At 60.9% G+C, this 24,051-nt stretch carries 26 protein-coding genes; 12 read left to right on the forward strand and 14 right to left on the reverse strand.

Annotated elements, in window-relative coordinates:
• Positions 1-7 precede the first annotated feature (7 nt).
• The gene (locus tag RGV59_RS18320) at positions 8-481 is read right to left on the reverse strand and encodes a copper chaperone PCu(A)C (protein ID WP_104903395.1); all 474 of its coding nucleotides are present in this window, start codon (positions 479-481) and stop codon (positions 8-10) included.
• Positions 481-1,086: an SCO family protein gene (locus tag RGV59_RS18325; protein ID WP_046383789.1), complete on the reverse strand. Its 606-nt coding sequence runs from the start codon at positions 1,084-1,086 to the stop codon at positions 481-483. Before RGV59_RS18325 ends, RGV59_RS18320 begins: the two co-directional genes overlap by 1 nt.
• 181 nt (positions 1,087-1,267) lie before the next feature.
• Between RGV59_RS18325 and RGV59_RS18330 the strand changes: the two genes are divergently transcribed.
• The 6 genes from RGV59_RS18330 (at position 1,268) to hemN (ending at position 7,121) form a co-directional block, all read left to right on the forward strand.
• Positions 1,268-1,651 carry a DUF2946 domain-containing protein gene (locus RGV59_RS18330; protein ID WP_057004801.1) on the forward strand — a complete coding sequence of 128 codons (384 nt, stop codon included), beginning with the start codon at positions 1,268-1,270 and terminating at the stop codon, positions 1,649-1,651.
• A gap of 62 nt (positions 1,652-1,713) precedes the next feature.
• Positions 1,714-2,259, forward strand: coding sequence for a putative natural product biosynthesis protein (locus RGV59_RS18335; RefSeq protein WP_126586048.1), 546 nt, complete (start codon positions 1,714-1,716; stop codon positions 2,257-2,259).
• A gap of 223 nt (positions 2,260-2,482) precedes the next feature.
• Entirely contained in the window at positions 2,483-3,799 is a 1,317-nt protein-coding gene (locus RGV59_RS18340) for an OprD family porin (RefSeq protein WP_104903393.1), read from the forward strand.
• A 95-nt stretch (positions 3,800-3,894) separates the two neighbouring features.
• Entirely contained in the window at positions 3,895-4,338 is a 444-nt protein-coding gene (locus tag RGV59_RS18345) for a CopD family copper resistance protein (protein WP_108526471.1), read from the forward strand.
• Positions 4,339-4,428: 90 nt separating this feature from the next.
• On the forward strand, positions 4,429-5,739 hold the full coding sequence (locus tag RGV59_RS18350; RefSeq protein ID WP_046488404.1) for a coproporphyrinogen III oxidase: 1,311 nt from the start codon (positions 4,429-4,431) through the stop codon (positions 5,737-5,739).
• On the forward strand, positions 5,736-7,121 hold the full coding sequence (gene hemN, locus RGV59_RS18355) for an oxygen-independent coproporphyrinogen III oxidase (protein WP_046383783.1): 1,386 nt from the start codon (positions 5,736-5,738) through the stop codon (positions 7,119-7,121). Before RGV59_RS18350 ends, hemN begins: the two co-directional genes overlap by 4 nt.
• A 95-nt stretch (positions 7,122-7,216) precedes the next feature.
• Here the strand turns inward: hemN and RGV59_RS18360 are convergent, their stop codons facing one another.
• Positions 7,217-7,909, reverse strand: a complete 693-nt coding sequence (locus RGV59_RS18360; RefSeq protein WP_126586050.1) for an NUDIX hydrolase — start codon at positions 7,907-7,909, stop codon at positions 7,217-7,219.
• A 145-nt stretch (positions 7,910-8,054) separates the two neighbouring features.
• Between RGV59_RS18360 and RGV59_RS18365 the strand changes: the two genes are divergently transcribed.
• The 3 genes from RGV59_RS18365 to nadE are packed head-to-tail and all read left to right on the forward strand — an operon-like array spanning position 8,055 to position 10,745.
• Positions 8,055-8,702 (forward strand): nicotinamidase, encoded by a 648-nt coding sequence (locus tag RGV59_RS18365; protein WP_126586052.1) that lies wholly within the window; start codon positions 8,055-8,057, stop codon positions 8,700-8,702.
• Between the two features lie 11 nt (positions 8,703-8,713).
• A complete protein-coding gene (pncB, locus tag RGV59_RS18370) occupies positions 8,714-9,931 on the forward strand; it encodes a nicotinate phosphoribosyltransferase (protein WP_046488396.1) in 1,218 nt (405 codons plus the stop codon).
• A 1-nt stretch (position 9,932) separates the two neighbouring features.
• The gene (gene nadE / locus RGV59_RS18375; RefSeq protein WP_102617908.1) at positions 9,933-10,745 is read left to right on the forward strand and encodes an ammonia-dependent NAD(+) synthetase; all 813 of its coding nucleotides are present in this window, start codon (positions 9,933-9,935) and stop codon (positions 10,743-10,745) included.
• A 186-nt stretch (positions 10,746-10,931) separates the two neighbouring features.
• Here nadE and RGV59_RS18380 read toward each other — a convergent pair whose 3' ends face one another.
• Genes RGV59_RS18380 through RGV59_RS18390 form a run of 3 tightly spaced genes read right to left on the reverse strand, consistent with a single transcriptional unit; the run spans position 10,932 to position 13,252 of the window.
• Positions 10,932-12,020, reverse strand: coding sequence for a DUF3396 domain-containing protein (locus RGV59_RS18380; protein WP_126586054.1), 1,089 nt, complete (start codon positions 12,018-12,020; stop codon positions 10,932-10,934).
• 15 nt (positions 12,021-12,035) lie between these two features.
• Complete coding sequence (locus RGV59_RS18385) at positions 12,036-12,737, reverse strand: VRR-NUC domain-containing protein (RefSeq protein ID WP_046488390.1); 702 nt, start codon at positions 12,735-12,737, stop codon at positions 12,036-12,038.
• On the reverse strand, positions 12,734-13,252 hold the full coding sequence (locus RGV59_RS18390) for a PAAR domain-containing protein (protein WP_102617906.1): 519 nt from the start codon (positions 13,250-13,252) through the stop codon (positions 12,734-12,736). Before RGV59_RS18390 ends, RGV59_RS18385 begins: the two co-directional genes overlap by 4 nt.
• Positions 13,253-13,803: 551 nt before the next feature.
• Between RGV59_RS18390 and RGV59_RS18395 the strand changes: the two genes are divergently transcribed.
• Complete coding sequence (locus tag RGV59_RS18395; protein ID WP_226926238.1) at positions 13,804-14,067, forward strand: hypothetical protein; 264 nt, start codon at positions 13,804-13,806, stop codon at positions 14,065-14,067.
• Between the two features lie 228 nt (positions 14,068-14,295).
• Here the strand turns inward: RGV59_RS18395 and RGV59_RS18400 are convergent, their stop codons facing one another.
• Genes RGV59_RS18400 through RGV59_RS18430 form a run of 7 tightly spaced genes read right to left on the reverse strand, consistent with a single transcriptional unit; the run spans position 14,296 to position 20,735 of the window.
• Positions 14,296-15,327 carry an ABC transporter substrate-binding protein gene (locus RGV59_RS18400; RefSeq protein ID WP_046488385.1) on the reverse strand — a complete coding sequence of 344 codons (1,032 nt, stop codon included), beginning with the start codon at positions 15,325-15,327 and terminating at the stop codon, positions 14,296-14,298.
• Positions 15,328-15,341: 14 nt separating this feature from the next.
• Positions 15,342-16,439, reverse strand: coding sequence for an NAD(P)/FAD-dependent oxidoreductase (locus RGV59_RS18405; RefSeq protein WP_126586056.1), 1,098 nt, complete (start codon positions 16,437-16,439; stop codon positions 15,342-15,344).
• Positions 16,436-17,779 carry an NAD(P)/FAD-dependent oxidoreductase gene (locus RGV59_RS18410; RefSeq protein ID WP_126586057.1) on the reverse strand — a complete coding sequence of 448 codons (1,344 nt, stop codon included), beginning with the start codon at positions 17,777-17,779 and terminating at the stop codon, positions 16,436-16,438. Before RGV59_RS18410 ends, RGV59_RS18405 begins: the two co-directional genes overlap by 4 nt.
• Positions 17,776-18,066 (reverse strand): (2Fe-2S)-binding protein, encoded by a 291-nt coding sequence (locus tag RGV59_RS18415; RefSeq protein ID WP_046383765.1) that lies wholly within the window; start codon positions 18,064-18,066, stop codon positions 17,776-17,778. Before RGV59_RS18415 ends, RGV59_RS18410 begins: the two co-directional genes overlap by 4 nt.
• Positions 18,066-18,860 carry an ABC transporter permease gene (locus RGV59_RS18420; protein WP_046488380.1) on the reverse strand — a complete coding sequence of 265 codons (795 nt, stop codon included), beginning with the start codon at positions 18,858-18,860 and terminating at the stop codon, positions 18,066-18,068. The genes RGV59_RS18415 and RGV59_RS18420 overlap by 1 nt, the downstream gene beginning before the upstream one ends.
• 4 nt (positions 18,861-18,864) lie before the next feature.
• Complete coding sequence (locus tag RGV59_RS18425; RefSeq protein ID WP_046383763.1) at positions 18,865-19,710, reverse strand: ABC transporter permease; 846 nt, start codon at positions 19,708-19,710, stop codon at positions 18,865-18,867.
• The gene (locus RGV59_RS18430; protein WP_126586059.1) at positions 19,707-20,735 is read right to left on the reverse strand and encodes an ABC transporter ATP-binding protein; all 1,029 of its coding nucleotides are present in this window, start codon (positions 20,733-20,735) and stop codon (positions 19,707-19,709) included. Before RGV59_RS18430 ends, RGV59_RS18425 begins: the two co-directional genes overlap by 4 nt.
• 242 nt (positions 20,736-20,977) lie before the next feature.
• Between RGV59_RS18430 and RGV59_RS18435 the strand changes: the two genes are divergently transcribed.
• Both RGV59_RS18435 and RGV59_RS18440 read left to right on the forward strand, forming a co-directional pair.
• The gene (locus tag RGV59_RS18435) at positions 20,978-21,808 is read left to right on the forward strand and encodes an IclR family transcriptional regulator (RefSeq protein ID WP_126586061.1); all 831 of its coding nucleotides are present in this window, start codon (positions 20,978-20,980) and stop codon (positions 21,806-21,808) included.
• 272 nt (positions 21,809-22,080) lie between these two features.
• Positions 22,081-22,992 carry a DMT family transporter gene (locus tag RGV59_RS18440; RefSeq protein ID WP_126586063.1) on the forward strand — a complete coding sequence of 304 codons (912 nt, stop codon included), beginning with the start codon at positions 22,081-22,083 and terminating at the stop codon, positions 22,990-22,992.
• Positions 22,993-23,122: 130 nt separating this feature from the next.
• On the opposite strand, the gene RGV59_RS18445 is transcribed toward RGV59_RS18440, so the two are convergent.
• On the reverse strand, positions 23,123-24,001 hold the full coding sequence (locus tag RGV59_RS18445; protein WP_057004789.1) for a GGDEF domain-containing protein: 879 nt from the start codon (positions 23,999-24,001) through the stop codon (positions 23,123-23,125).
• Between the last annotated feature and the right edge of the window lie 50 nt (positions 24,002-24,051).

Here is a 24,051-nt window from a genome sequence, read left to right on the forward strand (position 1 = left end):
CAGCCCATCAATGCATCTTGCCAGGGGCCATGCCATCCAACCCGCGGGCAGCGGCCTTGACCTCGACGGTCTGCCGCTCGCCCTTGGCGTTTTCCACGGTCAAGGTCAGCGGCACCTGGTCGCCTTCCTTGATCTGCCCGGTCAGGCCCATCAGCATCACATGATAACCGTCCGGGTCGAGCTTGACCGGGGTGCCTGCGGGCAGGGTGATCGAGTCCACCGGGCCCATTCGCATCACGTCGTCTTTCATGCTCATTTCATGGATCTGCACGTCCTTGGCTACCGGCGAGGCGACGCGCAGCAGTTTGCTGTCGCTGTCGGCCGTCACGGTCATGAACGCGCCACTGGATGGCTGGCCCGGCACCGTGGCACGCACCCACGCGTCGCTGACCTGGACCTGGACCTGGGCGCTGGCGTGCGCGGCGAGGCCCAGCAGGGACAGGCCGATCAGGGTGCGCTTGAGGTGTTGAACGGCAGTCATTAGCAGACCTCCATGACGGTGAGCAGGTCTTCTGCACACTCTTTAGCGTTAAGGGATGCCGACAGGCCCAGGCGCAGGTTGCCGCGGGTGTCGAACACGAAACTGGTGGCGGTGTGGGACAGGGTGTAGGTGTCGCCGGCGGGGACCTTTTCATAAAAGATCCCGAATTCCTTGGCGGCCACGGCGATCTCTTCCGGGGTGCCGTACAGCGCTTCGAAGCTGGGGTCGAAGGCCTTGACGTAGCGGTCGAGGATCTCTGGCGTGTCGCGCTCGGGGTCGAGGGTGATAAAGATCACCTGCATGATCTCGCCGTCGCGGCCCATCAGTTTCTTGGCCTGGGCGGCGCGGGCGAGGGTGGTCGGGCACACGGCCGGGCACTGGGTGAAGCCGAAAAACACCACCGGCATCAGGCCACGGTACGAACTCAAGGTGACGGTTTCACCCTGGGTATTCTTGAGCTTGAAGGTGCGGCCCATGATCTTGTCGCTCAAGTCCTTGCCGTACTTGAAATTCAACTTGGGGCTGTTGTCACAACCGGCCAGCAGGCCCAGACCCAACAGGCCCATGCCGGTCAGGACCTTGCGGCGGGTGAATAACGTACTCATCAACTGTGCATCCTGTGAAGCGCCTGCCTTGCTCTGGATCTATACGCCAGGCGTTGAAAAGGAGTAAACGCGGAGGGCGCCAAGTCTACCAACCCTGGCCGATGCGCGTAATCTGCGACGTTCTGCCACAGGGGCGCGCCGCGCTTCATCCCTGCGGGGCTTCGATGGTAGAGTCGCCGCCATGAAACTGCGCCGCTCGGACCGTTCGCTGATCGCCTGGACCCTGTACTTCTGCGTCCTGCTGAACCTGTTTGTGTGCGGTTTGGGCCATGGCCAGATGCTCGGCCAGCAGCTCAATGGTGTCGGTGGCGCGTTCTGTTCGGTGGACAGCAACCAGGCGCCACTTTCCGACAAAGGGTTGGGTAGCCCGGCTTCCAGCGATATCTCGAACTACTTTGCCTGCCCGCTGTGCGCTGCCGCGAGCGTGGCCATCGTGTTCCTGATCGGCCTGGCCTGGCTGCTGGGCCTCGGCCAGACCCCGCGGCCGGCCCACGAACGGCGCAACAAGGCGCCGCCGCGTTATTCCTGGCCCTCGGCCAACCCCCGCGCATCCCCCGCATTCTGACGTGTGCTTTGGGCTTCCTGTGATCAGGAGGCGTTTTATCGTCACGACTGTGAGTGCGTTTTATGAACCCTCTATTGCCTGCCGGCGCCAGCCGCCTGGTCAGCAAGGCGTCGCGCCGCCTGCACACGGAGCCGGCGCGGCCGGAATACCCGAGCAATTCGCGTAGCTTCGTGCATCTGGATGCACGCCTGTTGCCCTATTGGCACACCTTGTTCGACATCTGCCCGGCGCTGCTCAAGCTCGACCCGCCCGAAGGCTTGAACCTGTTTCGCAGCTTCATGACCTGGGCCTACCGCAACCAGCTGGCGCAGGACTGGACCTGGCACCTGAACATCGGCCGCTGGCTGCTGGGCTCGCCGTACCGCGCGCAGATCGACGATGAACCGATCGACGCGTTCATGGCCGCGGCGGCGGCGCGGTGGGTCGACACCGATGACAGCCAGGCCCAGGGTGTGGTCCTGGCCTGGCAGGGTTCGGAAGTCTTCGATTGGAAGGGCAGCGCGTTTGCGCTCGACAAACAGCCGCCGTTGCCGCCTCCCGCCTGGGACTTCGCCTGGTGCCCGCTGACCCGGCGTGGCGGTTTCAGCGCTTGGTTGCCGGTGCCGTGAAGTGCCCGCCGCCGACGCCCCGTGGAGGCTTGCACGCCCCGGCGAGGCTGGTGGGCTCCGGCGATTGTTACAAAAAGTGAAAAACTGAATAACGGTTTTAGCGACTATTTCCCGGCTGCCCAACGCTATACCGTGCGCGCACCCGTTAGATGCAGCACCACCCGACCAACAAAGAACAGGGTTGGGCTGTGACGGGTCGCCTCAATTACTTTCAGGAGCCTTCATGAACCACAAGACTTGCATGGCGCTCGCCGTCTCCCTGGGCGCCGCGCAGCAGGTGGCTGCGTCGGGTTTTATCGACGACAGCAAAGCCAGCCTCGACCTGCGCAATTTCTACTACAACCAGGACACCCGTAACGCCAAAGCCCCTACGGATAAGGAGTGGGGCCAGGCGTTCATGTTCAACTACCAGTCCGGTTTCACCGAGGGACTGGTTGGTTTTGGTCTGGACCTGCAAGCCATGTATGGCCTGCGCCTGGACGCCTCGGGGCGCGCGGGCAAGGCTGGTGAAGACAACACCCCCGGCAGTGTTTTCCCGTTGTCCGATGGCAAGGCCGCCAACGACTTCAGCAAGACCGGCGCCACCGGCAAGATGCGTATCTCCCAGACTCAGTTCAAAGCCGGCACGCTGATGCCCAAGCTGCCCGTGCTGACGACTGAAGACGGCCGGCTGTTGCCGCAGACGTTTCGTGGCTATCAAGTGGACTCCAAGGACCTGCAGGGCTTCAACCTGATCGCCGGTAAAATCGAGCAGGTACTGGACCGTAACTCCAGTAACGGCCAGGGCATGTCCATTGTCGGTGCGAATGATCCGGTCAAGGGCAAGTCCAGCAACCAGTTCTACTACGGTGGGGTGGATTACGCCGTCAGCAAGCAACTGCAACTGCAGTACTACTACGCCAACCTGGAGAACTTTTACCAGCAGCACTTCTTGGGCCTGATCCACAACTGGCAGTTGCCGGTGGGCCAGTTCAAGACTGACCTGCGCTATTTCTACAGCACCGCCGACGGCAAGAACGCCAGCGCCGCCGGGCGTGGCGAAGGCTATGTCAGCTCGGGGTATTACGGCGCGGGCGTCAACGCCGGCAAGGTCGACAACCGCCTGTGGAGTGCGCTGTTCACTTACGGCCTGTACGGGCATTCGCTGAGCCTCGGTTATCAGAAGACCACCGGTGAAAGTGACTTTCCGCATATCAACCAGGGGCAGGGCCGTTCGCTGTACCTGATCACCAACTCCCAGTCGCTGAAGTTCGTCAATGCCGGGGAACAGGCCACGGTAGGCAGCTACGCCTACGACTTCAGCAGCCTTGGCCTTCCGGGCCTGCGCTCGAGCGTGACCTACATCCGCGGCAGCCACATCCAGACGGCCGGTCGCGACAACAGTGAGTGGGAGCGCGACCTGCGTGTCGATTACGTGATCCCCTCGGGCACGTTCAAGGGCCTGGGCCTGACCTGGCGCGGTGCGGTGTGGCGCGGTAACGACTCGGCCGACAAGGACGAGACGCGACTGATCGTCAGCTACAGCATCCCACTGCTGTAAGCCGCACTCTCGCAACGCTTGATCGGTATCAAGGCCTCGCGTTGCGCCAGGCCGCACACTGAAGTCCCAACGGCCGGTCCCCTTGAGAGGCCACCATGCTTTACCCCGTGTTTTTAGTGGCCCACCTGTTCGCCGCGCTGATCTTCATCGGCACGGTGTTTTTCGAGGTGCTGATCCTGGGGCACCTGCACCGGCAATTGCCGGCGCGGGTGATGGTGTTGGTGGAGCAGGGCGTCGGCCAACGTGCCCGGGTATTGATGCCGTGGGTGTTGCTGGTGCTGTTCGGCGCAGGCCTGGGCATGGTCTGGCTGCGTTACCTGCCGGTGCTGGCTGCGCCGACGGCCTCGGCTTTCGGCACCTTGCTGACCCTCAAGCTGATCCTGGCGGCCAGCGTGCTCTTGCATTTTCTGCTGACCATGGCGCGCATGCGCTGGGGCTCGGTGAGTGCGCGTTATGTCCGCTGGGTGCATCTGAGCCTGTTCGCGCATATGGTCGCCATTGTGCTGCTGGCCAAGGGCATGTTTTACCTGAACTGGTAGACGGGCGGGGCTGCGACCTTGATGCACATCAAGGCGTGTGGCCCAAGCGCACCGGACAATGCACCACCGCCGCCCGAACCGGAGTCCGTCATGCGTACCCTTCTTCATCCCGCTCGCTTTCGTCACGATCAAGGCGTGTTGGACTTGGCTTGCCAAACGGACACCCGTCGCTTCCATGCCGGTGTCGGCTCCCTTGACCTGTTGCGCGCCTTGCGCAACAGCCGCCAGTGCCAGCGGCCCCTGGCATTGAACCTGCACTGGCCGGCGGGCGACGTTGGCGCTGAGTATTTGCACAGCCTCACCCAGGAAATCCAACTAATCGGCTGCCAACTCGGCGGCCGCCAGCCGGTCGATCACTTTCACCTGCGCGGCACCACACCGGCGTTCGCCCAGGTGCAGCAGTTGATGGCGCAGTTGCACGAGCGCTTCAATTTTCTCGACCACGACCGGGGTGACTACTGCGTCGACCTCGACCCCGGGCACACGGACTGGGCCACCATGGGCCTGCTGCGCGAACAAGGTTTCAACCATGCAAGCATCGGCGTGCCGGACGCCAACCGCGAGGGGCCGCTGTGCCAGGCGCGGTATCAGGACCCGGCGCCGATCGAATCGCTGGTGGATGCGGCCCGCACCTTCGGGTTTCGCTCGGTGAACATCGACCTCGGCTACGGCCATGCCTGGCAGACCCCGGCCAGTATCGAGCTGAAACTGGCCAGCCTGATCGCTCTGGAGCCGGATCGCTTGCAGGTATTCGATTACGCCCATGCGCCTGTGCGCTATCAATCCCAACAACCCCAGGCGTTCAGCAGCGAGGCGGATAAGAGCGCGATGCGCCGTATTTGCTTCCAGCTCCTGGCCGCGGCGGGCTATCACTACATCGGCCTGGGGCAGTTCGCCCGGGCCGACGACGACCTCAAGCAAGCCCAGGAACGCGGGCGCCTGAGCCGTAACTGCGAAGGCTTCACCCTGCACGGTTACTGCGACCACATCGGTTTCGGCGTGGGCGCCATCAGCCAGATCGACACGTTGTGCGCGCAGAACACGGCCGATGCCCGCGAGTACCGTGAGCAATTGGGCAATGGTCAGCTCGCCACATGCCGGGGCTGGTTCCGCGAAACCTCTGACCCGGTGCGCCTGCACGTGGCCGAACGCCTGGCCTGTGACCTGGAGCTGGATGTGCAGGCGGTGGAACGGCGCTACGGCCTGGTGTTCGCACGCTATTTCGCCTACCTCTGGCCGTTGCTGGAAGCGCTGCACCGCGACGGTCTGATCGAGCTGTCCCCGACGTTCATCTGGTTGCTGCCCGCCGGCCTGCCGCAGGTGGACGGTATTTGCGCATTGTTTGAACGTGCCGTGCTCGCCACCCCGGTCAGCGCCAACGACGAGGTGATCGACACATGAGTGCTTTTGAATTCGACCGTGCCCTGGTCCACAAATACGACCGACCGGGGCCACGCTATACCTCGTACCCGACCGCGCCGCAGTTCAACAGCGCCTTTGCCCTGGATGACTATCACCAGGCGGTCCGCGCCAGCCATGAGGTGGCCGCGCCCAAGGCGTTGTCGGTGTACATCCACATCCCGTTTTGCCAGAGCCTTTGCTATTACTGCGGTTGCCACAAGATCATCACCCGCAAGACCCATCGGGCCGTGGAGTACCTGGCGTATCTCAAGCGTGAGATCCAGATGCAGGCGGCGCTGTTCGAGCGTTCCCGGCGCCTGACCCAGTTGCACCTGGGCGGCGGCACGCCGACCTATCTGGACGACGCGCAATTGGCCGAGCTGATGGCCTGCCTGGCCGAACACTTCACCCTGGATGACAGCGACGCCCATGAGTTCTCCATCGAGGTCGACCCGCGCACCATCAGCGTTGAGCGGATCAACACGCTGCGCGGCCTGGGCTTCAATCGCCTGAGCTTCGGCGTGCAGGACTTCGACCCCGACGTGCAGGCGGCGGTCAATCGGGTGCAAAGCGAAGCGCAGATCCTGCAACTGGTGGCCGCGGCGCGTGAGGCGCGCTTCAAGTCAGTGAGTGTCGACTTGATCTATGGCCTGCCGCTGCAAACCGTGGACAGCTTCGACGTGACCTTGAGCAAGCTGATCGCCCTGCGCCCTGATCGGGTGGCGGCCTACAGCTACGCGCACCTGCCGAGCCAGATCCGCGCCCAGCGCATGATCCGTCCCGAAGACATGCCGCCGCCGGCGCGCAAGCTGGAACTGCTGGAACTGACCATCCGCCGCCTGACCGAGGCCGGTTACGTCTACATCGGCATGGACCACTTCGCCTTGCCCGACGACGAACTGGCGCTGGCCCGTGCCAACGGCACCTTGCAGCGCAACTTCCAGGGGTATTCGACCCATGCCGACTGCGACCTGATCGGCCTCGGCGTGTCGGCCATCGGCAAAGTCGGTGACAGCTACAGCCAGAGCGTCAAGGAACTGTCCCAGTACTACGCCCGGCTCGACGCGGGGATGCTGCCGGTGCAGCGCGGCTATCGGCTCAACCCGGATGACGTACTGCGCCGCGAGGTGATCAATGGCCTGATGTGTGATGGTCGAGTTGACTTCCCACAGATCGAGGCCACCCATGGCGTGCGCTTCAACGACTATTTCGCCGAGGCACTGCTGCAATTGGACGAGCAGGTGGCGGACGGGTTATTGCTGATCCAGGCCGATGCGCTGCAACTGTTGCCCAAGGGCCAACTGATGGTGCGCAGCGTGGCGATGGCCTTTGACGCCTACCTGGGCGGCGCGCACAAAGGCCAGTTTTCCCGCACGGTTTAAGCGAAGAGGCCTGTATCCGCTGTGGGAGCTGTTGATCGCCATGTCCGCCCGCAGCGCGGTCCCACATTTGATCGTGGTTGTTTTTGAATACCGAGCTAGTCGGCAAAACTGCGATCGAAGAAATAAACCTTCCCAGGCTTCAAGTTCTCCATCGTCGCCTGGGGCCTGCCGCCTTCGCCTTGTTTCTTGCGCCCCGTTTCCCGCAAATACCCCTGCTCAGTCAGCTTCAGCAAACGCTGGCGAATGCTGGTCTTCAACACCGGCCGCGCGAGCACCAGTGAGAAGATCGCCGTCGCTTCCGGCGCGCTGAATTCCTGGCCCAGGAACATCAGCGGCAAGCTGCTGTACAGCGACTTGGACAGTAACCGCTCCTGCACGGCGGCCACGATGGTGTTGTGATCGAACGGCAACTTGATGCGGCCGTCGGCTACCGCATCCAGCGAAAACCAGCCTTGATGCTCGCCCAGTGTCACCTCATCCGCGATGATCGCCAGGTAGAAAGTGGACGACGACCAGCAACGCGGGTCGCGGAACGCGTCGCCCACCGTACCCACTTGCTCGCTCCACACCAGGTCGAGGCCGACTTTGTCACTCGCGCGCAGGCGCTCCACGGCATCCGTGAGGCTCAGGTCCTGCACGTCGCCATTCACCACCACACCCGGCAGGGCCCAATGCCCGGCGAAGGGTTCGGCGTCGCGCTTGTTCAGCAGCAGCTTCAGTTCTCCTGCCGCGCGGCAGTAGAACAGCACGCACAGGTCGACGGTGTGGAGGTAGGCGCTAAGTGGCATGTGCAGTCCTTCTAAACAGCGGGGGGCACAGTCTAACGGATCGAACAAATATGTCATGTACTGACTAAAGCCTAGATAAACAAATCTTTCTTGCAATGAAAGTACATGACGTGTACTTTTGTTTTCAGGCCACAGGAGACCCGCCATGACCCTCTCGAAACATGCCATCGCTTCATTCGACGTCGACGCCCAGAAGAGCTTTACGCCGCTGTGCCCCAACGAATTGCCAGTGGCCGAAGGGGACCTCATCGGTGCCGAACTCAACTACATGGCCAGCCTCGCGGGCTACCGTGTCGGCAGCAAGGACGCCCACACTCCGCATGCGCCATGGGTGGTCAAGCAACACAGCGAGATGCTGCAACCCACCGGCCTGGCTCACGCCGATGTCACCTGGGTCAGCCACTGCGTGCCGGGCACCGAGGGCTTCACCCTGCTCGACGAACTGCCCACCCCGTATGACTACGATTACTTCATCTGGAAAGGTGTCGAACCCGACCTGCACCCTTACGGCGCCTGCTACCACGACCTGCACGACAAGCTGTCCACGGGCGTGATCGAGTACCTCAAGGTCCAGGGCGTAAGCCGCGTGATCGTCGGCGGCCTGGCCCTCGACTACTGCGTCAAGACCACCGCGTTGCAACTGCTCAAGGCCGGCCTGGAAGTGGTGCTGCACCTGCCGGCGTGCCGCGGTATTACGCAGGAGGGCGGCGTACAGGCCGTCAACGAGTTGCTCAAGGCCGGTGCCGGCATCAGCCGCACCCGCGAAGAACTGGCCGCGATGGCCACGCGTTAAGGAGATACGCCATGGAAAGTGCCTACGACTACGAAACCCCGGTGATCCAGGGTTTGCTCGACACTGACTACTACACCTTCACCATGATGCAGGCTGTGTTGCACCAGCATCCGAATGTCGACGTCGAGTACAACTTCATCGTCCGTTCCAAGGAAAAACTGGGCCACTTGATCCCGCAACTGCGCGATGAACTGGAAAAACTCGCCGGCCTGCAGATGCGCGAAGGCGAGCTGCGCTTTCTGTTCAACCCACGCTTTCGCGAATACCTCACGCCGGATTACGAGCGCTTCCTCGGCCTGTTCCGCTTCAACCTGCGCTATATCCACGTCAGCGAAGTCGACGGCCAACTGAACATCCGCGTCGTCGGCCCGATGTTGCACTGCATCATGTTCGAACAGCCGGTATTGGCGCTGGTCAGCGAGCTGCGCAACCGTGACAAATACCCCGATGTGAGCCTGGAGGACGTCACCCGCAAGCTCTACCAGAAATTCGACTGGCTGGAGAAAAACCTCAGCCGCGACGAACTTGCCGACCTGCGCGTCTCCGACTTTTCCACGCGCCGGCGCCTGTCGTTCAAGGCCCAGCGCGAAGTGGTGGACATCATGCGCCGCGACTTCCCCGGCCAGTTCGTCGGCACCAGCAACGCGCACCTGGCCTACGCGTTCGACCTGCCGCTGATCGGCACCATGGCCCACCAATGGTTGATGGTACACCAGCAACTGGGCCGCCTGCGCGAAAGCCAGAACGCCGCCCTGGAAAACTGGGTACGTGAATACCGCGGCCGCCTGGGTATCGCCCTGACCGACTGCATCAGCACTGACTTCTTCCTGAAGGACTTCGACCTGTACTTCGCCAAGCTCTACGACGGCCTGCGCCAGGACTCCGGCGATCCTATCGTCTGGGCCGATAAAGTCCTGGCCCGCTACAAGCAACTGGGTATCGACCCGATGACCAAGGACCTGATGTTCTCCGACGGCCTGAACTTCGAGAAATGCCTGCCGATCCTGCGCCACGTGCGCGGCAAGGCCAGGTTCGGCTTCGGCATGGGCACCAGCCTGGCCTGCGATGTGGAAGGCGTTGAGCCGCTGAGCATCGTGATGAAACTGGTGCGGGTACACGGTGAGCCGGTGGTGAAATTCTCGGATGACCCGATCAAGAATGTCTGCGAAGACGCCTCGTTTTTGCGGTACGCAACGCAAGTATTCAACGTCGGCAGCGTGGAGGTGTGACATGCAAACCCAGGACCGTATTGCCCTGGAACTGAATATCAACCGCTCGTTGGTCAAGGGGGGAGCGCCCCGGGAGATCCAACGGCGTATCGACTTCATTAAAACCACCCTGCGCCATTCCGGTTGCAAGGCTCTGGTGCTGGGCATCAGCGGCGGCGTCGATTCGCTGACGGCCGGGCGCCTCTGCCAACTGGCGGTAGAGCAACTGCGCAGCGAAGACTACGCCGCAGGCTTTATCGCCCTGCGCTTGCCCTACAAAACCCAGGCCGACGAAAGCGACGCCCAGGCCTCCCTGGCCTTCATCACCCCCGACCACATCGACACCCTCAACATCGCCGCCAGCGTCGACGGCCTGATGGCCTGCCTCACCGCCACCGAAGCCAGCGCCGCACAGGTCGACTTCATCAAAGGCAACGTCAAGGCCCGCACCCGCATGATCGCGCACTACGCGATGGCCAACCTGCACAACGGCCTGGTGGTCGGCACCGACCACGGCGCCGAAGCATTGATGGGGTTTTTCACCAAGTTCGGTGACGGCGCGTGCGACCTGGCCCCGTTGTCGGGCCTGACCAAGACCCAGGTGCGCCTGTTGGCCAGTGCCCTTGGGGCTCCGACGAACCTGGTGCACAAGCAGCCTACTGCCGACCTGGAAGAACTCGTACCGGGCAAACTGGATGAACATGCCTACGGCTGCACGTACGAAGAGATTGATGCGTACCTGATGGGCGAGCCAGTGAGTGAGCGGGTGAGGACGATTGTCGAAGGGGCGTACAGCAAGACAGCGCACAAACGCGCGCTGCCGATTGCTCCTTGATTTCTGCAATGCATTTTTGACACCTCTATCGCTAGGGATTGGGAGGAGGCGTGTTTGCTTGGACTTATCTACAAATGGGCTTCAAACGGGGGGAGAGGAGGATGATTGTAGAGTGGCTGCGACCAGAGGGAGCTGCGACAGCAGCCAGATTATTTGTTACGTCGGCAGCCGCGCAGTCCATCTATTCTACAAACGCCCTGGCAGAGTATTTGTAGCATCCAGGCAGGGTTCGTCGCGAAGTAACTTGGCACGCCAGCCGGGTATGTCGTCTGCATCCACATCCAAGCGCTTGAGCCACTGGTCAGCCGACCAGTCCACCAGTCGCAACTCGCCATCATGAGAGCCGCCGTGCAATGAACCTACCGTCTCGTAGCGAATGCCCTTGAGTACATGGTTCAGTAATACGTAGGCCACCGGCTTCGGATCATCGGCATCACCGCCAAGGTAGGGGTATGCGCCGGCCTGGATCACTACGCCGTTACCGTAGTCATAGAAGGCAAAATGGCTGGAGGGTAGCTGCGCACGTAGCTCCTCCAGACCGCCAACAATATCCAGGCGCGTTTGGTCGAGCAAGGTCAGCCAACTGACCGTCTTGATTTTTGTAGGTTTGAACTCGGGGATATTGACCAGCAGACCTGCTGTTCCTACATCCAAGCCAGGCATGCGCGCCGCCATAAAAGCTTCGGTAGGCTCGTTGCCATCTCGGTTGGTGACGGAAAGGTTGAAGGCATGTCCGGCGTAGCCCTGCTCTGGAGCCAGTCGGCGTGCTGAGTCAAGGAACAAACGCAGGAAACTGAGTGGGTTCTGCTCTTGGTACAGAAGTGGTATTGAGAACTCCAGAGCGCTTAGGTCATCTCCCATCTTTGCCTTCCATCCCCGCATACCAAAAACATCGAAGAGCCAAGCGCTGGCGTCATTTGGTTGCTTGCCACTGAGGTAGTAGAAGCTGAGAAGATCATCTTCATCCATTGCTTCGACCATATCGCGCAATGGCTTTGCGTCAGCATAAGCTGACAGCGGTTTACCCTGAGGAGGTTCTTCGCGCCAGAGCCACGTGAGGTAGGGCTCAGCCAAGCGCTTGAAATCGTCGAAGCACTGGCATAGTGACTCGCGTACCAAGCGTGTGTGTGCATCCCTGAAATAAAGCGTCCCGCGCAGACATAGCACTGCGCCAATATAGTTCTGGCTCCCGCCCTTCATTAGCAAGTGGCCGGGTATTTCCAGCAGGTGTGGTTGCTTGGCAAGTTCTTCGGCTACATTGAATTCCGGTTCCATGGGTGTTCCTTAGAATCAGTAAGCGGGGATCATTGGCCGAGGGGAGCGGCCACGCGTCAGGATAAACATCACACTCCCAGCGATGGCTGCGGCCCACCCGAGCTGTTCCACCGGCACATTGGATTGCTGATGTTCCTGACCGCAGTCGCATTCAGTGGATGTCATCTCAACGACCTTGTTTTTGTTGCCGGCAATTTTTGCATAATCCTGCGCCTGCTCCACTTTCGGTGGGTCAGGTGGAAACTTCATCTCGACAACTTGTTTGATATTGTCCTGAGTTGGCGGCTTGCTCGCAGCCTTGACGATCACGACATCAGGCCGCCGAATCATCCCTTTCCCAGGCTTGAACGGTGGATGCTCTGGGTCCTCATTCCAATACTTGTTGATCCAACCCGGTATCCAGCCATGAGGGCTGTTCCCTGTTTGGCTGTCGAGGATTGGCTGTGGTGGATTCTTGGTCATGTCGTAACTGACCTCGGGCTTATACGGACTGCGCCTCTGGAGAATCTCGTCAAGCTCCCCAAGGCGCTGGGCCACACAGCCCTGTTTGAGATGCTTGCCATCCTGGCTGATGTTGGGTGTGCTGCTGCAATAGCAAATTGCCGAGCAAAGTACGTTCTTGTCCTGGGGATCGAGCTTCGGCTTCAGGATGCCGACAGGGTTAGTTTTTCCTTCGGGGCTCATGCCACCCTGAGAAAGGCCGGGTTGATCATTCATTCTTCGCCTTCCTGCACCAAGTCAATATAGATAGACTCCGACGCAGCATGGCTAACCCACGATGTCATGCCTTCGATATTCGTGGTGTCGAGCGTGCTCCAACCGGCACTAGACCAGACCTTTACCTTGCGGCCAACAATGGGTTTGCCGGTTTCCTGATCTATGAGTTGAAAGCGTCCGGAGTAAGGGGCTGTGGAACGGCTCAATGGCACGATGGGGGTGAATGGGGTCGGTGTGAATATGTCGCCGATAATCACTGTTCCCGATCCACCGATGATCACGTTGCCATGTTCACCGACACTGCCGAGCGTTGCGGCAGGTTTTCCGTTGATAAAAACCGTCGATGATACGGCCGAGCTGATCGGGCTCCCGCAAGCAGATACATCACCTTGGCGCGCTGCGGGCAAGCCATCGAAGAAGACGTCAGGAGAACCTTCGATGATAGGGTTGGTGCCGTGCTCCGGCATTGGACATGCCGTAGGGTCAGTAACGCGGGCGGCGGGCTTTCCACTCATAATGCCTATCCTTGCAAAAGTGGTTGGAGGTCAAGAAAACGTGCTGAGTTAACGAGTCGCTTCAAAAACATATCAATTGCCATACTCGTTCCTTGTCTGATCGTTCGCCGGTAGTGACGAATGGCGTACTTTTCTTATTCCTCCGATTAACTACAAGATGCTTAGCCGAGAGCGGGAAGTGCCTGTCAAGAAAAAGGAAAATTTCCTACATTGTTGCGGGATATTGAGTCTTTACGCTCTGCACTCTTATGAGTTCGGGAGTAAAGGAATGGCAGTTGGCATATTCAAGGATGTTTCCCCTGCACTCATCTCACTACCCGTGAGTGCATTGAAGGCAATATCAATCTGCGTCGGCTGTTTGCTTCCATCGATGCCGATCCGGCGATTGCCGGGGCAGGGGTGATTTGCCAAAGAGGTTCGCCCAAGTCGAGCTGCGACAAGCAACTCTCGTTCAAAACAAGGATGTGGTGGGGCTCACCGGTCGCGATAGGCAGCGCCATGACCGGTAACTTTCGAACAACCGCAGTGGGGCTCTACGAGGAGTTTGACGAATGATATTTCTGATGAGCCTGGAGGAGCTTTGGCGTCTTCTGAAATGTTATTTTCCGGTCTTTGCTGCGGCAAACTTTTCTCAGCTATTTGCTTTGGCAATTGGCATTCCGATGATGTTTGACCGTTACTTCGGCGCTTTGCCCGTTAACGTAAATCTCAAATACACATTTTTTTTACTATCGGCTCCGCCGTTCCTATTGCTCACTGCAACTTCATGGTCGTCCGTGGCTATCCAGGCTGGATATGGATCCCTGTCATCTTGATGCTCTTGTGCTTGCTGGGCGTTTTACCCACCATCGAATATGGGCCCCACAAAGTACTTTATGCATCAGGCATTCTGTTCCCGCTGCTGGCTCTATTACTGCTCAACAGCAAACGCCACCGCGAAGCCCGCAACGAATGGGTAAAACTGCGCCAAAAACGCCAGCGCATCAGTAGGATAATCCGTACCCAGCGCCAAAGAGTTCGGCGCCGAGCAGGCTTATGAAACGCTACCGCTCAATCGACCGACTCCACCGCGCATTCCACTCCGGCCGCGCCTGGTTCACCTGGTCCCAATCAATCGAGATCGCCGTCTGCAAATAACCCTGCATCGCCTCCACTCGGGCGCGGGTCTTGTCGCTGGTGGGCGTGGTCGGGTTTGACGGGATCTGATCACCTTCCTCCAGCGCCGGCGCCTGGGCTTCGGCGGTCAGCAGGAAGGCCGCGAGTTTCTGTGCCAGTTCCGGTTGGTCGTTGCGTGCGATCACGCATTCGGCCACGTTCAGTACCACGGCGCCTTCCTTGGGTTGCGCGTATTCCATCGGCACGCCGAGCAGTTTCTGGGTGGCGACCTGGGTCGGGGTGAGGGGGAAGATCGCCGCTTCGTCGGTTTGCACCATCTCGGAGATTTTCGCGGAGCTGGCGATGTACTCCAGCACGTTGGGGCCGACGGTTTTGGGCCAGGCCTTGAAGCCCGGTTCCACGTTGGTCTCTGAGCCACCCTGGAGGCGGTTGAACATCAGGAAACCGTGCAGGCCGAAGGTCGATGAGGCCAGGGACTGGAACACCACTTTGTCCTTGAAGCGCGGGTCGGCCAGGTCCATCCACGAGGTCGGTGCAGCCCAGCCTTTCTCTTTGAACAGCCTGGCGTTGTAGCCCAGGCCGGTGACGCCGAGGGTCACGGCCACGGCTTGGTCCTTGATTTTTGCCTTGGCCGGGATCTGCTCCAGGGGCGGGCTCGGCGCCAGTTTGTCGCACAGGCCCATGGAGATGGCGCGGTACATGATGCCGTCGTCGAGGAACATCACGTGCATCTGCGGGTTGTCTTTGTTGGCCTGGACCTTGGCGAGGATGTCCGACGACGTGCCGGGCACGATCACCACCTTGACGTTATTGGCCTTTTCGAACGCGGGCAGCACCTTGTCGGCATACACCCGTTCCATGGTGCCGCCGTTCATGCCCAGGTACAGCGTCGGGGCTGCATGGGCGGTGGAGGCGAGCAGAGCGAGGGACAAGCAGGACAGCGCAATACGAGTATTCATGGATGTTTTTCCTCTCAGGCTTGGAAACGACGGATGGAAAACGCTTCGATGGGTTGCCGGCTGGCCCCTGTGCAGACGATCTCTGCCAGGGCTTCACCGACCGCCGGGCCCAGCTGGAACCCGGCGCCGGCAAAGCCGAAACCGTGGAGCAGGCCAGGCTGGGTGCTGCTGGGGCCGATCACCGGTTCATGATCGGGTAGGTAACCTTCGGTGCCGCTCCAGGTGCGAATCGCCTGGGCACCCTTGAGAAACGGGTACAGCTCGCCGGCATGGCGCAGAATCTCCAGCACCGCCGCTTGCCCGGGCCGCGCCTGCCGGGGGCCAAGCGCAAAGCCGCGACCGCCGCCGAGGATGCAATTGCCCCGGGCCACCTGGCGCGCATAAATCCCGCCGCCTTCGACGCCGGTGCTGACGTTCATCACCACGGGCAGCGGCTCGGTGACCAGCATGGCCGGGTGCGCAGACGTCATGGGGACCGGCTCGCCGAATTGCGCGGCGACGGTCCCTGCCCAGGCGCCGGCGCAATTGAGCAGCCATGGCGCCTGCAGGTGCAGGCCGTTGGCGCAATCCACCTGGAACTGGCGGCTGTCATGTTCGATGCGGATCACCTCGGCCTGCTCGTAGACACACGCGCCAAGGCGCTGCGCGGCACGGGCGAAGGCGGGGGATACCAGGCGCGGGTTGGCATGGCCATCTTCGGGGCATAACGACGCACCCACTGCGATATCCCCGACCCACGGAAAACGTGCGCGCAGCTCGGCGTAATCGAGCAACTGCAAGCCCAGGCCAAAGCCCCGCGTGTGTTCGGCATACGCCTGCAACGCGGCGAAATCCCCATGACTGCGCGCCAGTTTCAAATGTCCGGAGCGCACGTATTCGCCGTCGATACCGATCAAGCCGGGCAGGTCGGCCCACAATTGATGGGCGCGCTGCGACAACGGCAACTGATGCAACGGCCGTCCCTGGCGCCGCACGCCGCCATAGTTCACGCCACTGGAGTGCGAGCCGCAGAAGTCCCGTTCCACCAACGCCACACGCTGACCTTTGTGCGCCAGCATCAAGGCCGCCGACGCACCGACAATCCCGCCGCCGAGGACGATGACGTCGATCATGGCTGCACCTCCACGCCAAACGGCAGCGGCTTGATCGGGGCCTGGCCGCGCAAACGCCCGACGTCTTCTATCCCGCGACCGCTGCGCTCGGCGACGATTTCAGCCGCCGCCAGCCCGCACATGCGCCCCTGGCAGCGGCCCATGCCCACCCGGCAATGGGCCTTGACCCGATTGATTTCCCAATGACCTTCATCCACCACGGTGCGGATATCGCCAACCCGGACTTCTTCACAGCGACACAGCATCAAGTCGTCCGGCGCCTGCGCGGCCCAGTCTGCCGGGAAGGGAAACGCAGTCTCCAGGCCCTGTCGAAAGCGCTGGATGCGCGCCAATTGCCGCTCAAGCAGGGCCGGGCGCTGATGATCGATCGCGACGCCTGCATCTTCCAGCACCGCCAACGCCGCCCGCTCACCGGCCATCTGCGCGGCATCGGCACCCATGATCCCGGCACCGTCACCCGCCAGGTACACACCGTCGACGCTGCTGCGCCCGGCACCGTCCCGTTGCGGCAGCCACGCACGGTTCAAGGCATTCCAGGCAAATTCACAACCGAGCAGGTCCGCCAACTGTGTTTCGCTGCGCAGCGCATGGGCGAAGGCCACAGCGTCGCAGGCCAGGGTGTGCTTGCGCCAACGTATGCCGCTGACCCGTTGTTCACCGTCGATCTGCTGCAGCGTCACGCCCTGATGCACGGGAACGCCGTGGGCCGTGAGCCAGGCGCGGTAATACAAGCCCTTGGCCAGGGTCGCCGGTTGTCCGAGCAGCGCCGGCAAGGCGCGGCATTGGGCGCTGAACGGCGCGCTGTCGAGCACGGCGACCACATTGGCGCCGGCCTTGGCGTATTGATACGCCACCAGATACAGCAACGGCCCGCTGCCACAAAACGCCACGCGTTCGCCGATGGCACAACCTTGGTACTTCAAGGCGATTTGCGCCGCACCCAGGCTGTAGACACCGGGCAAGGTCCAGCCCGGCACCGGCAGGATACGGTCGGTGGCGCCGGTGGCGACGATGATCCGCGAATACTCGACGCTGGCTGCGTGACCGTTGTTCAACAAGTCCAGGCGCCGATCCTCGGCATTCCACACCAGGGTCTCGGGTCGGTAGTCGATCAGCGGCGCCAGTTCATCCAGGGTGCGATGCACGGCCTCGGCCTTACCCGCCTCGAATCCGTATATTTGCCTGGCGGTACGTTGGAAGCCTGCGGGTTGGCGGCGATAGATCTGCCCGCCGCCGCGCAGGCTTTCGTCCACCAGGCAAGGCGTTACGCCGTGGTCGAACAGGGTGCGCGCGGCACTGATCCCCGCCGGGCCTGCGCCCACGATCACCACCGGCTTCATAGCTGGCGCCCCGGGTCGCGGCTGATCGCCTGGCCTTCTTCCAGCAGGGTCGAACAGGCGCGCACGCGTTGTCCGTCCGCCAGGCGCACCCAGCAGTCCTGGCAGGCGCCCATCAAGCAAAACCCGGCGCGGCGTTCGGCACTGAAATCGCTGCCGCGCAGGTGCTCGGCGCAGGTCAGTACCGCCGTCAGCAGGGTGTCGCCGAGCAAGCCTGTGGCCGGTTGCCCGTCGAGGGTAAACGCCAGGGCAGGGCGTGCGGTTTCGGTCAATCGTTTGAACAAGGCCATCAATGTTTTCCCACCAGCACGCGATCCAGGCCGTAGACCCGGTCGAGCACAATCATGGCCGCCGCCGTGAGGGCAATCACCAGCGCCGACACTGCAGCCATCATCGGGTCGATGGATTCGGTGGCGTACACGTACATACGCACCGGCAAGGTTTGCGTGGCCGGCGAGCTGACGAAGATCGATAAGGTCACTTCGTCGAAACTGTTGATGAAGGCCAGCAACCAGCCGCCGGCCACGCCGGGCAGGATCATTGGCAACGTCACCAGGCGAAACAGCGTGAAGCGTCCGGCACCGAGCGATTCGGCCGCCTGCTCGGCACTGCGATCGATCCCGATCGCTGCTGCCAATACCAGGCGCAGCACATAGGGCGTGATGATCACCACGTGCGCCAGCATCAGCCAGGTGAAGCTGCCGTTGACGCCCATCAAGGCGAACAACCGCAGCATCGCCACCCCCAACACCAGGTGCGGGATGATGATCGGCGACAGGAACAACGCACTGAAGAAGTTACGTCCCGGGAACTGATACCGGCTGATTGCAAGCGCGGCCGGCACTGCAATCAGCGTCGCCAGGGTTGCAGCGGTAAATGCCAGGATCAGGCTGTTGTAGAACGCCTGGATAAAGTCGGCACGCTCGAACACCGCGTGAAACCAGCGCAGGGAGAAGCCCGACGTGGGCAGGCTCAAGGTATTTTCCGGGGTGAAGGCCACCAGGCACACCACCACCAGCGGCGCCATCATGAACACCACCACCAGGCCGTGGAAGCCAAGGGCCAAAGGACCGTTTCTGGACATGCGCTTAAACCCCCAGGGACTTTTTGTAGCGGCCTTCGACCATGCGGTTCCAGCTCAGCATGATCAGCAGATTGACCAACAGCAGGACCACCGCGATGGTCGCGCCCATGGGCCAGTTGAGTTCCGAGAGGTACTGGTCGTACACCACGGTGGCGACCATTTTCAGGCGCCGCCCACCGAGCAGGCCGGGGATCGCAAAGGAGCTGGCGGCCAGGCCGAACACGATCAGGGTGCCGGACAGCACGCCCGGCATTACCTGGGGCAACACGATCTTGCGCATCACCGTGGCCTGGCTCGCGCCGAGCGACAAAGCCGCCTGTTCGGCCGAGGGGTCGAGCTTTTGCAGGGAGGTCCACACTGGAATGATCATGAACGGCAGCATCACGTGTACCAGCGCAATGATCACTGCGAACGGCGTGTACAACAGCTTCACCGGGCGCCCGCCCAGTGCCTGGATCACCTGGTTGACCAGCCCGTCGGCGCCGAGCAGCAGGCTCCAGCCGAACGCTCGCACCACCACCGAAATCAACAACGGCGTGAGGATCAGGATCAGGAAGATCGAGCGCCACGGCGTGCCCATGCGGCTGAGGATGTAGGCTTCGGGCACACCAATCACCACGCAGAGCAGCGTCACTAGCGCGCTGATCCAGAAGGTGCGCCAGAAGATTTCGTAGAAGTACGCGTCGCTGAACAACGCCAGGTAATGAGCCAAGGTCCACTCATCGGCCTTCACCCCCACTTGGTAGTCGAACACGTTGAACGACAGCACCAGGGTCAGGCCCAGCGGCAGAATCAGCAGCCCGGCGAACAGCAGCAACGCCGGCAACGAGAGTAGATAGCCGCGACTCATGGGTGTACCTCATCCGCCGTCAGCACCCGCAGCAACTCGGCTTGCCAGTCCAGGCCGACTGCCGCGCCGCAACCCAGCGGCGCGCTGCCGTCGTTGCTGCGCACCACGGTGATTTCGCCCAGCGCGGTATGGATTCGGTACAGCCACTGGCTGCCGAAGAAGTAGCGGTCGAGCACCTGGCCTTGCAGGCGACCTTCGCTTGCGCCCACCAGCTGGATTTTTTCCGGGCGCAGGCTCAAGACCAGTTCGCCGTCACCCGCGGCGTGGCGCACCTGCGGGATGCCGCGTGCGTCGTAATCGCCGGCCAGCAGGTTAGCCTTGCCGACGAAGTCCGAGATAAAGCGCGTCCGCGGGTGTTCATACAGCTTGTAGGGCACGTCGATCTGCGTCACGCGCCCGGCCTGCATCACCACCACACGGTCGCTGATGGACAGCGCCTCGGCCTGGTCATGAGTGACCATCAGGGTGGTGATGCCCACCGCGTGCTGGATGCGGCGGATTTCAAACTGCATCTCTTCGCGCAGGTTCGCGTCGAGGTTGGACAGCGGCTCATCCAGCAACAACACCGGCGGCTCGATCACCAGCGCGCGCGCCAGGGCCACGCGTTGGCGCTGGCCGCCGGACAATTCACGGGGGTAACGGTCGGCGTGGGGGGCCAGGCGCACCAGCTCCAGCACGGTCTTGACCTTGGCGGCGATCTCGGCGGCCGGCACTTTGCGCATCTTCAGGCCGAAGGCGATGTTGTCGCGCACGGTCATGTGCGGGAACAGCGCATAGCTTTGGAACACCACGCCCAGGCCACGGCTGGCGGGCTTGGCGTAGGTGATGTCGCGACCGTCGAGCAGGATCTGCCCAGCGCTCACGTCGACGAAGCCGGCGATCATTTGCAGGGTGGTGGTCTTGCCGCAGCCCGAGGGGCCGAGCAGGGAAACGAACTCGCCTTTTTCCACCGCAAGGTCAGTGGCGACCACCGCGTAGACGGCGCCGTAGCGTTTGCTCAAGGCGTTGAGTTGGAGAAATGCCATGTCTGCGTTCCACCTTTTTTGAGTCGCGTCGAAACGCGCTTTTTTGTTTTGGGCAGATGCGAAAAGGGTGTTGCGGGTGCGTTGGCGCTCGATCTTGAGTCGGCTGCCGGTTGTTGTTCATTTCGCCCCTGTGGACGCAGATTAGGACGAAGACTAGGATGGGCGAAAGATAGAATTTCACTGAATGGAGTGTTTTTTTCAGTTTTATTCACTGACAAGAATTATTGATGAGATAACACGCTATGAATTCTACTGAGCGGAATGAAAATACCAGGGAAGTGGGTGCGGGCGGCGTGTCTCGCTTGTTCGCATTGCTGCGTACCTTGGGCGGCGTGCCCGACGGCGGCGAACGCGTGACTCAGCTCGCACAACAGGTCGGCCTGTCCCAACCCACCACCCACCGCCTGCTGCGCAGCCTGATGGATGAAGGTATGGTCGAGCAGGACGCGCGCAGCAAACGCTATCGCCTGAGCCTGGAGTTCTTCGCTCTGGCGGCGAACGCGGGCAAGACCGGCAACCTGCGCGACCTGGTAAGGCCGAGCATGCTGCGCCTCAGTGCGTCCCTGGGGGATTCATTGTTTTTGCTGGCGCGCAGCGGCTTTGATGCGATCTGCCTGGACCGCAGCGAAGGCCCGTACCCGATTCGTACTTTCACGGGTGATATCGGCGGGCGCGTGGCATTGGGCGTGGGGCAGGGCAGCCTGGCGATCCTGGCCTTTTTGCCGGAGGAAGAGCGCGAGACGGTGATCCGCTACAACTTGCCAAGGCTCAAGGATTTTCACCTGTATGACGAGGTGCTGTTGCGTTCGGAAGTGGAGAACGTGCGCAATCTGGGTTATGCGGCGCGCAATACCGGTGTGCTGGAAGGCATGGCGGGATTGGCGGTGCCGATCCTGAACCGGGACGGCCATGCGGTGGCAGCATTGAGCGTGGCGACCATCAGTGACCGATTGGGGCCGAGTCGCTTGCCGATGGTGGTGGAGTTGCTCAAGCGCGAAGCGGCGGCGATCGGGCCCCGGATCAATCCGTTTGATCCGACGCTGCGCCGGCCCTCACAGACCTTTGGTGGGTAGGTCATCCAGATACCGAGACCCGCTGCGCGCCAGCTCCAGAGCGTAGCGTCCAAGCCCCTTGCCGCACATCCGTTTTCGGCAGCAAGAATCGGAGTGCGGGTACATTTCGAACACCCTTACGGTGAGACTCCAAACTTAGAGGCGTCCACCATGGCTTCCGTATAGTTGGTCTTTTCCCCTTAACTACTGCAACAACTTTTTGGATTGCCCGACATCAGCGATGCAACTCTCGAGTCATCTTTTTAGTTAACGAACAGCGCCGGAGGCAACCCATGAAATTATCCGATTATGTTCGACTACTTGCGCTGGCGGCGATCTGGGGCGCCAGTTTTCTCTTCATGCGTATCTCGGCTCCTGTTCTGGGCGCATTGCCGACGGCATTTTTCCGCGTGTTGTTGGGGGCCATTGGCTTGGCCGTCATTCTTGCCATTTTAAACTCCAGCGTCGACTTCAACGGCAAGCTCCGGCAGATCATGGTGTTGGGTGTTATCAATTCGGGCATCCCATTTTTGATGTATAGCGTGGCGGCACTGCTGTTACCTGCCGGCTATTCAGCCATTTTCAATGCGACCACACCGATGATGGGCGTCTTGATCGGTTGGATGTGTTTCAACGATCCGTTGACACTGAAAAAAGCTGCCGGCGTGTTGATCGGGATTATGGGCATTACGTTGCTGACCAGCACCGGCCCCGTCACACTTTCAATGAGCGTGGTCATGGGCGCGCTGGCGTGTTTAGTCGCCACCAGTTGTTACGGCGCAGCGGGATTTCTGGCTAAACGATGGGTAGCTGACAAGGGGGGGCTGGACGCGAAACTCGTAGCTTTTGGCAGTCAGATTGGCGCGACGCTGTTTCTCGTGCCGTTCTTTGGAATCTCAACCGCAATAAGCCCACCGACGACCTGGGGTAACCCGCAGGTTTGGATAGCACTGGTTGCGCTGGGTTTCATCTGCACCGCGTGTGCGTACATTCTGTATTTCCGCCTGATCGCGGATATCGGGCCGGTGCGTTCGCTGAGCGTGACCTTCCTTATCCCTCCCTTTGGCGTGCTGTGGGGGGTGATGTTCCTTGGTGAACGTCTTTCGGCGGCACATTTGTACGGCGGCGGGCTTATTTGTTTAGCGGTGTGGTTCGTTCTCAGCAAGAGCAAAGCGAAGCAAGAACCCGCACCCGCCTCGGATTGATCCAACCACTCAACTGCCCTCAACGATTTCTCATCTGATGGGCGGGTGACTACGTAAGTGAATACCATGTCTCGGTTTTGCGCCGTCCGCTGGATGACTTGGCCGGGCGGACGCACTTCTTGAGTTTGACTTATGTACCGGGCTCTTTATTGTCTAAAAAACGATGCCTTTTCATCCGGTACATTTCATTATCCGAGTAGGTGAGCAATGTGTCGGCATCCTTGCCGTCCTCGGGATAATAGGCAACGCCGATACTGCACGACGGCATCTTGAGTGCGCCGAATTCAGGCGGTAGTGGCGCAGCCATGACGTCGTGAATCTGTTCTAACTTCTTGGAAATGGCGTCTCTCGACTGGATATCGGTCAACAGCACCGTAAATTCATCGCCGCCCATCCGGGCCACGGTATCCGTCTCACGTATGCAGCTTTCTAGACGTCGGGCAATCATGCAAAGAATACGATCCCCCGCGGCGTGGCCATGAACGTCATTGATACTCTTGAAGTCATTGATATCCAGAAACAGCAAAGCCAACTGACTATTGTGACGGTGCGCGACGTGCAGGGCAGATTTCAGTCGATCACTGAAAATCGAGCGGTTGGTTAGTTTTGTCAGCGGATCATGATGCGCGAGGAAACGTAACTCCTCCTCGGCCTGAGTCAAAGCCGTCACGTTGCGTGCGACGCCAATCCTTGCACCAACCTCTTCCGACCAGAATGCCGCCCACAGGATGTACACGACGCCTCCGTCCTTGCGGATGTAACGGTTGCGGAAATCGAAGTGGAATTGACCATTCATGACGCGGGCAATCGAGTCCCGTGTGCTAGCCAGGTCTTCAGGATGCATATAGCGGGTGATAGGGGTGCCGTTCAGCTCGTCAGGACGGTAACCCAGCAGGGCCTCACAGGCATCACTCACAAAAACAATGTGGTCGTCTCTATCAACCACAAACACTGTATCCAACATCAGATGGATCAGTTTGGGGTAGAGCGCTTGTAGGTCAACGGCCATAAGTCATGGGGGATATCCGATTCATAGAGCGCGATCATAGCCTGATCGAT

The sequence above is a fragment of the Pseudomonas sp. FG1 genome (assembly GCF_034313875.1).
GTDB classification, from domain to species: domain Bacteria; phylum Pseudomonadota; class Gammaproteobacteria; order Pseudomonadales; family Pseudomonadaceae; genus Aquipseudomonas; species Aquipseudomonas veronii.

Coding starts and splice junctions, on each gene's coding strand:
- RGV59_RS18340 (WP_104903393.1), top strand. CDS start 2,483: ATGAACCACAAGACTTGCATGGCGCTCGCCGTCTCCCTGGGCGCCGCG.
- RGV59_RS18330 (WP_057004801.1), top strand. CDS start 1,268: ATGAAACTGCGCCGCTCGGACCGTTCGCTGATCGCCTGGACCCTGTAC.
- RGV59_RS18410 (WP_126586057.1), bottom strand. CDS start 17,779: ATGAAGCCGGTGGTGATCGTGGGCGCAGGCCCGGCGGGGATCAGTGCC.
- RGV59_RS18435 (WP_126586061.1), top strand. CDS start 20,978: ATGAATTCTACTGAGCGGAATGAAAATACCAGGGAAGTGGGTGCGGGC.
- RGV59_RS18425 (WP_046383763.1), bottom strand. CDS start 19,710: ATGAGTCGCGGCTATCTACTCTCGTTGCCGGCGTTGCTGCTGTTCGCC.
- RGV59_RS18385 (WP_046488390.1), bottom strand. CDS start 12,737: ATGAATGATCAACCCGGCCTTTCTCAGGGTGGCATGAGCCCCGAAGGA.
- RGV59_RS18345 (WP_108526471.1), top strand. CDS start 3,895: ATGCTTTACCCCGTGTTTTTAGTGGCCCACCTGTTCGCCGCGCTGATC.
- RGV59_RS18325 (WP_046383789.1), bottom strand. CDS start 1,086: ATGAGTACGTTATTCACCCGCCGCAAGGTCCTGACCGGCATGGGCCTG.
- RGV59_RS18445 (WP_057004789.1), bottom strand. CDS start 24,001: ATGGCCGTTGACCTACAAGCGCTCTACCCCAAACTGATCCATCTGATG.
- RGV59_RS18365 (WP_126586052.1), top strand. CDS start 8,055: ATGACCCTCTCGAAACATGCCATCGCTTCATTCGACGTCGACGCCCAG.
- RGV59_RS18380 (WP_126586054.1), bottom strand. CDS start 12,020: ATGGAACCGGAATTCAATGTAGCCGAAGAACTTGCCAAGCAACCACAC.
- RGV59_RS18335 (WP_126586048.1), top strand. CDS start 1,714: ATGAACCCTCTATTGCCTGCCGGCGCCAGCCGCCTGGTCAGCAAGGCG.
- RGV59_RS18350 (WP_046488404.1), top strand. CDS start 4,429: ATGCGTACCCTTCTTCATCCCGCTCGCTTTCGTCACGATCAAGGCGTG.
- RGV59_RS18405 (WP_126586056.1), bottom strand. CDS start 16,439: ATGATCGACGTCATCGTCCTCGGCGGCGGGATTGTCGGTGCGTCGGCG.
- RGV59_RS18420 (WP_046488380.1), bottom strand. CDS start 18,860: ATGTCCAGAAACGGTCCTTTGGCCCTTGGCTTCCACGGCCTGGTGGTG.
- RGV59_RS18400 (WP_046488385.1), bottom strand. CDS start 15,327: ATGAATACTCGTATTGCGCTGTCCTGCTTGTCCCTCGCTCTGCTCGCC.
- RGV59_RS18440 (WP_126586063.1), top strand. CDS start 22,081: ATGAAATTATCCGATTATGTTCGACTACTTGCGCTGGCGGCGATCTGG.
- RGV59_RS18395 (WP_226926238.1), top strand. CDS start 13,804: ATGATATTTCTGATGAGCCTGGAGGAGCTTTGGCGTCTTCTGAAATGT.
- RGV59_RS18360 (WP_126586050.1), bottom strand. CDS start 7,909: ATGCCACTTAGCGCCTACCTCCACACCGTCGACCTGTGCGTGCTGTTC.
- hemN (WP_046383783.1), top strand. CDS start 5,736: ATGAGTGCTTTTGAATTCGACCGTGCCCTGGTCCACAAATACGACCGA.
- RGV59_RS18320 (WP_104903395.1), bottom strand. CDS start 481: ATGACTGCCGTTCAACACCTCAAGCGCACCCTGATCGGCCTGTCCCTG.
- pncB (WP_046488396.1), top strand. CDS start 8,714: ATGGAAAGTGCCTACGACTACGAAACCCCGGTGATCCAGGGTTTGCTC.
- RGV59_RS18415 (WP_046383765.1), bottom strand. CDS start 18,066: ATGGCCTTGTTCAAACGATTGACCGAAACCGCACGCCCTGCCCTGGCG.
- RGV59_RS18390 (WP_102617906.1), bottom strand. CDS start 13,252: ATGAGTGGAAAGCCCGCCGCCCGCGTTACTGACCCTACGGCATGTCCA.
- RGV59_RS18430 (WP_126586059.1), bottom strand. CDS start 20,735: ATGGCATTTCTCCAACTCAACGCCTTGAGCAAACGCTACGGCGCCGTC.
- nadE (WP_102617908.1), top strand. CDS start 9,933: ATGCAAACCCAGGACCGTATTGCCCTGGAACTGAATATCAACCGCTCG.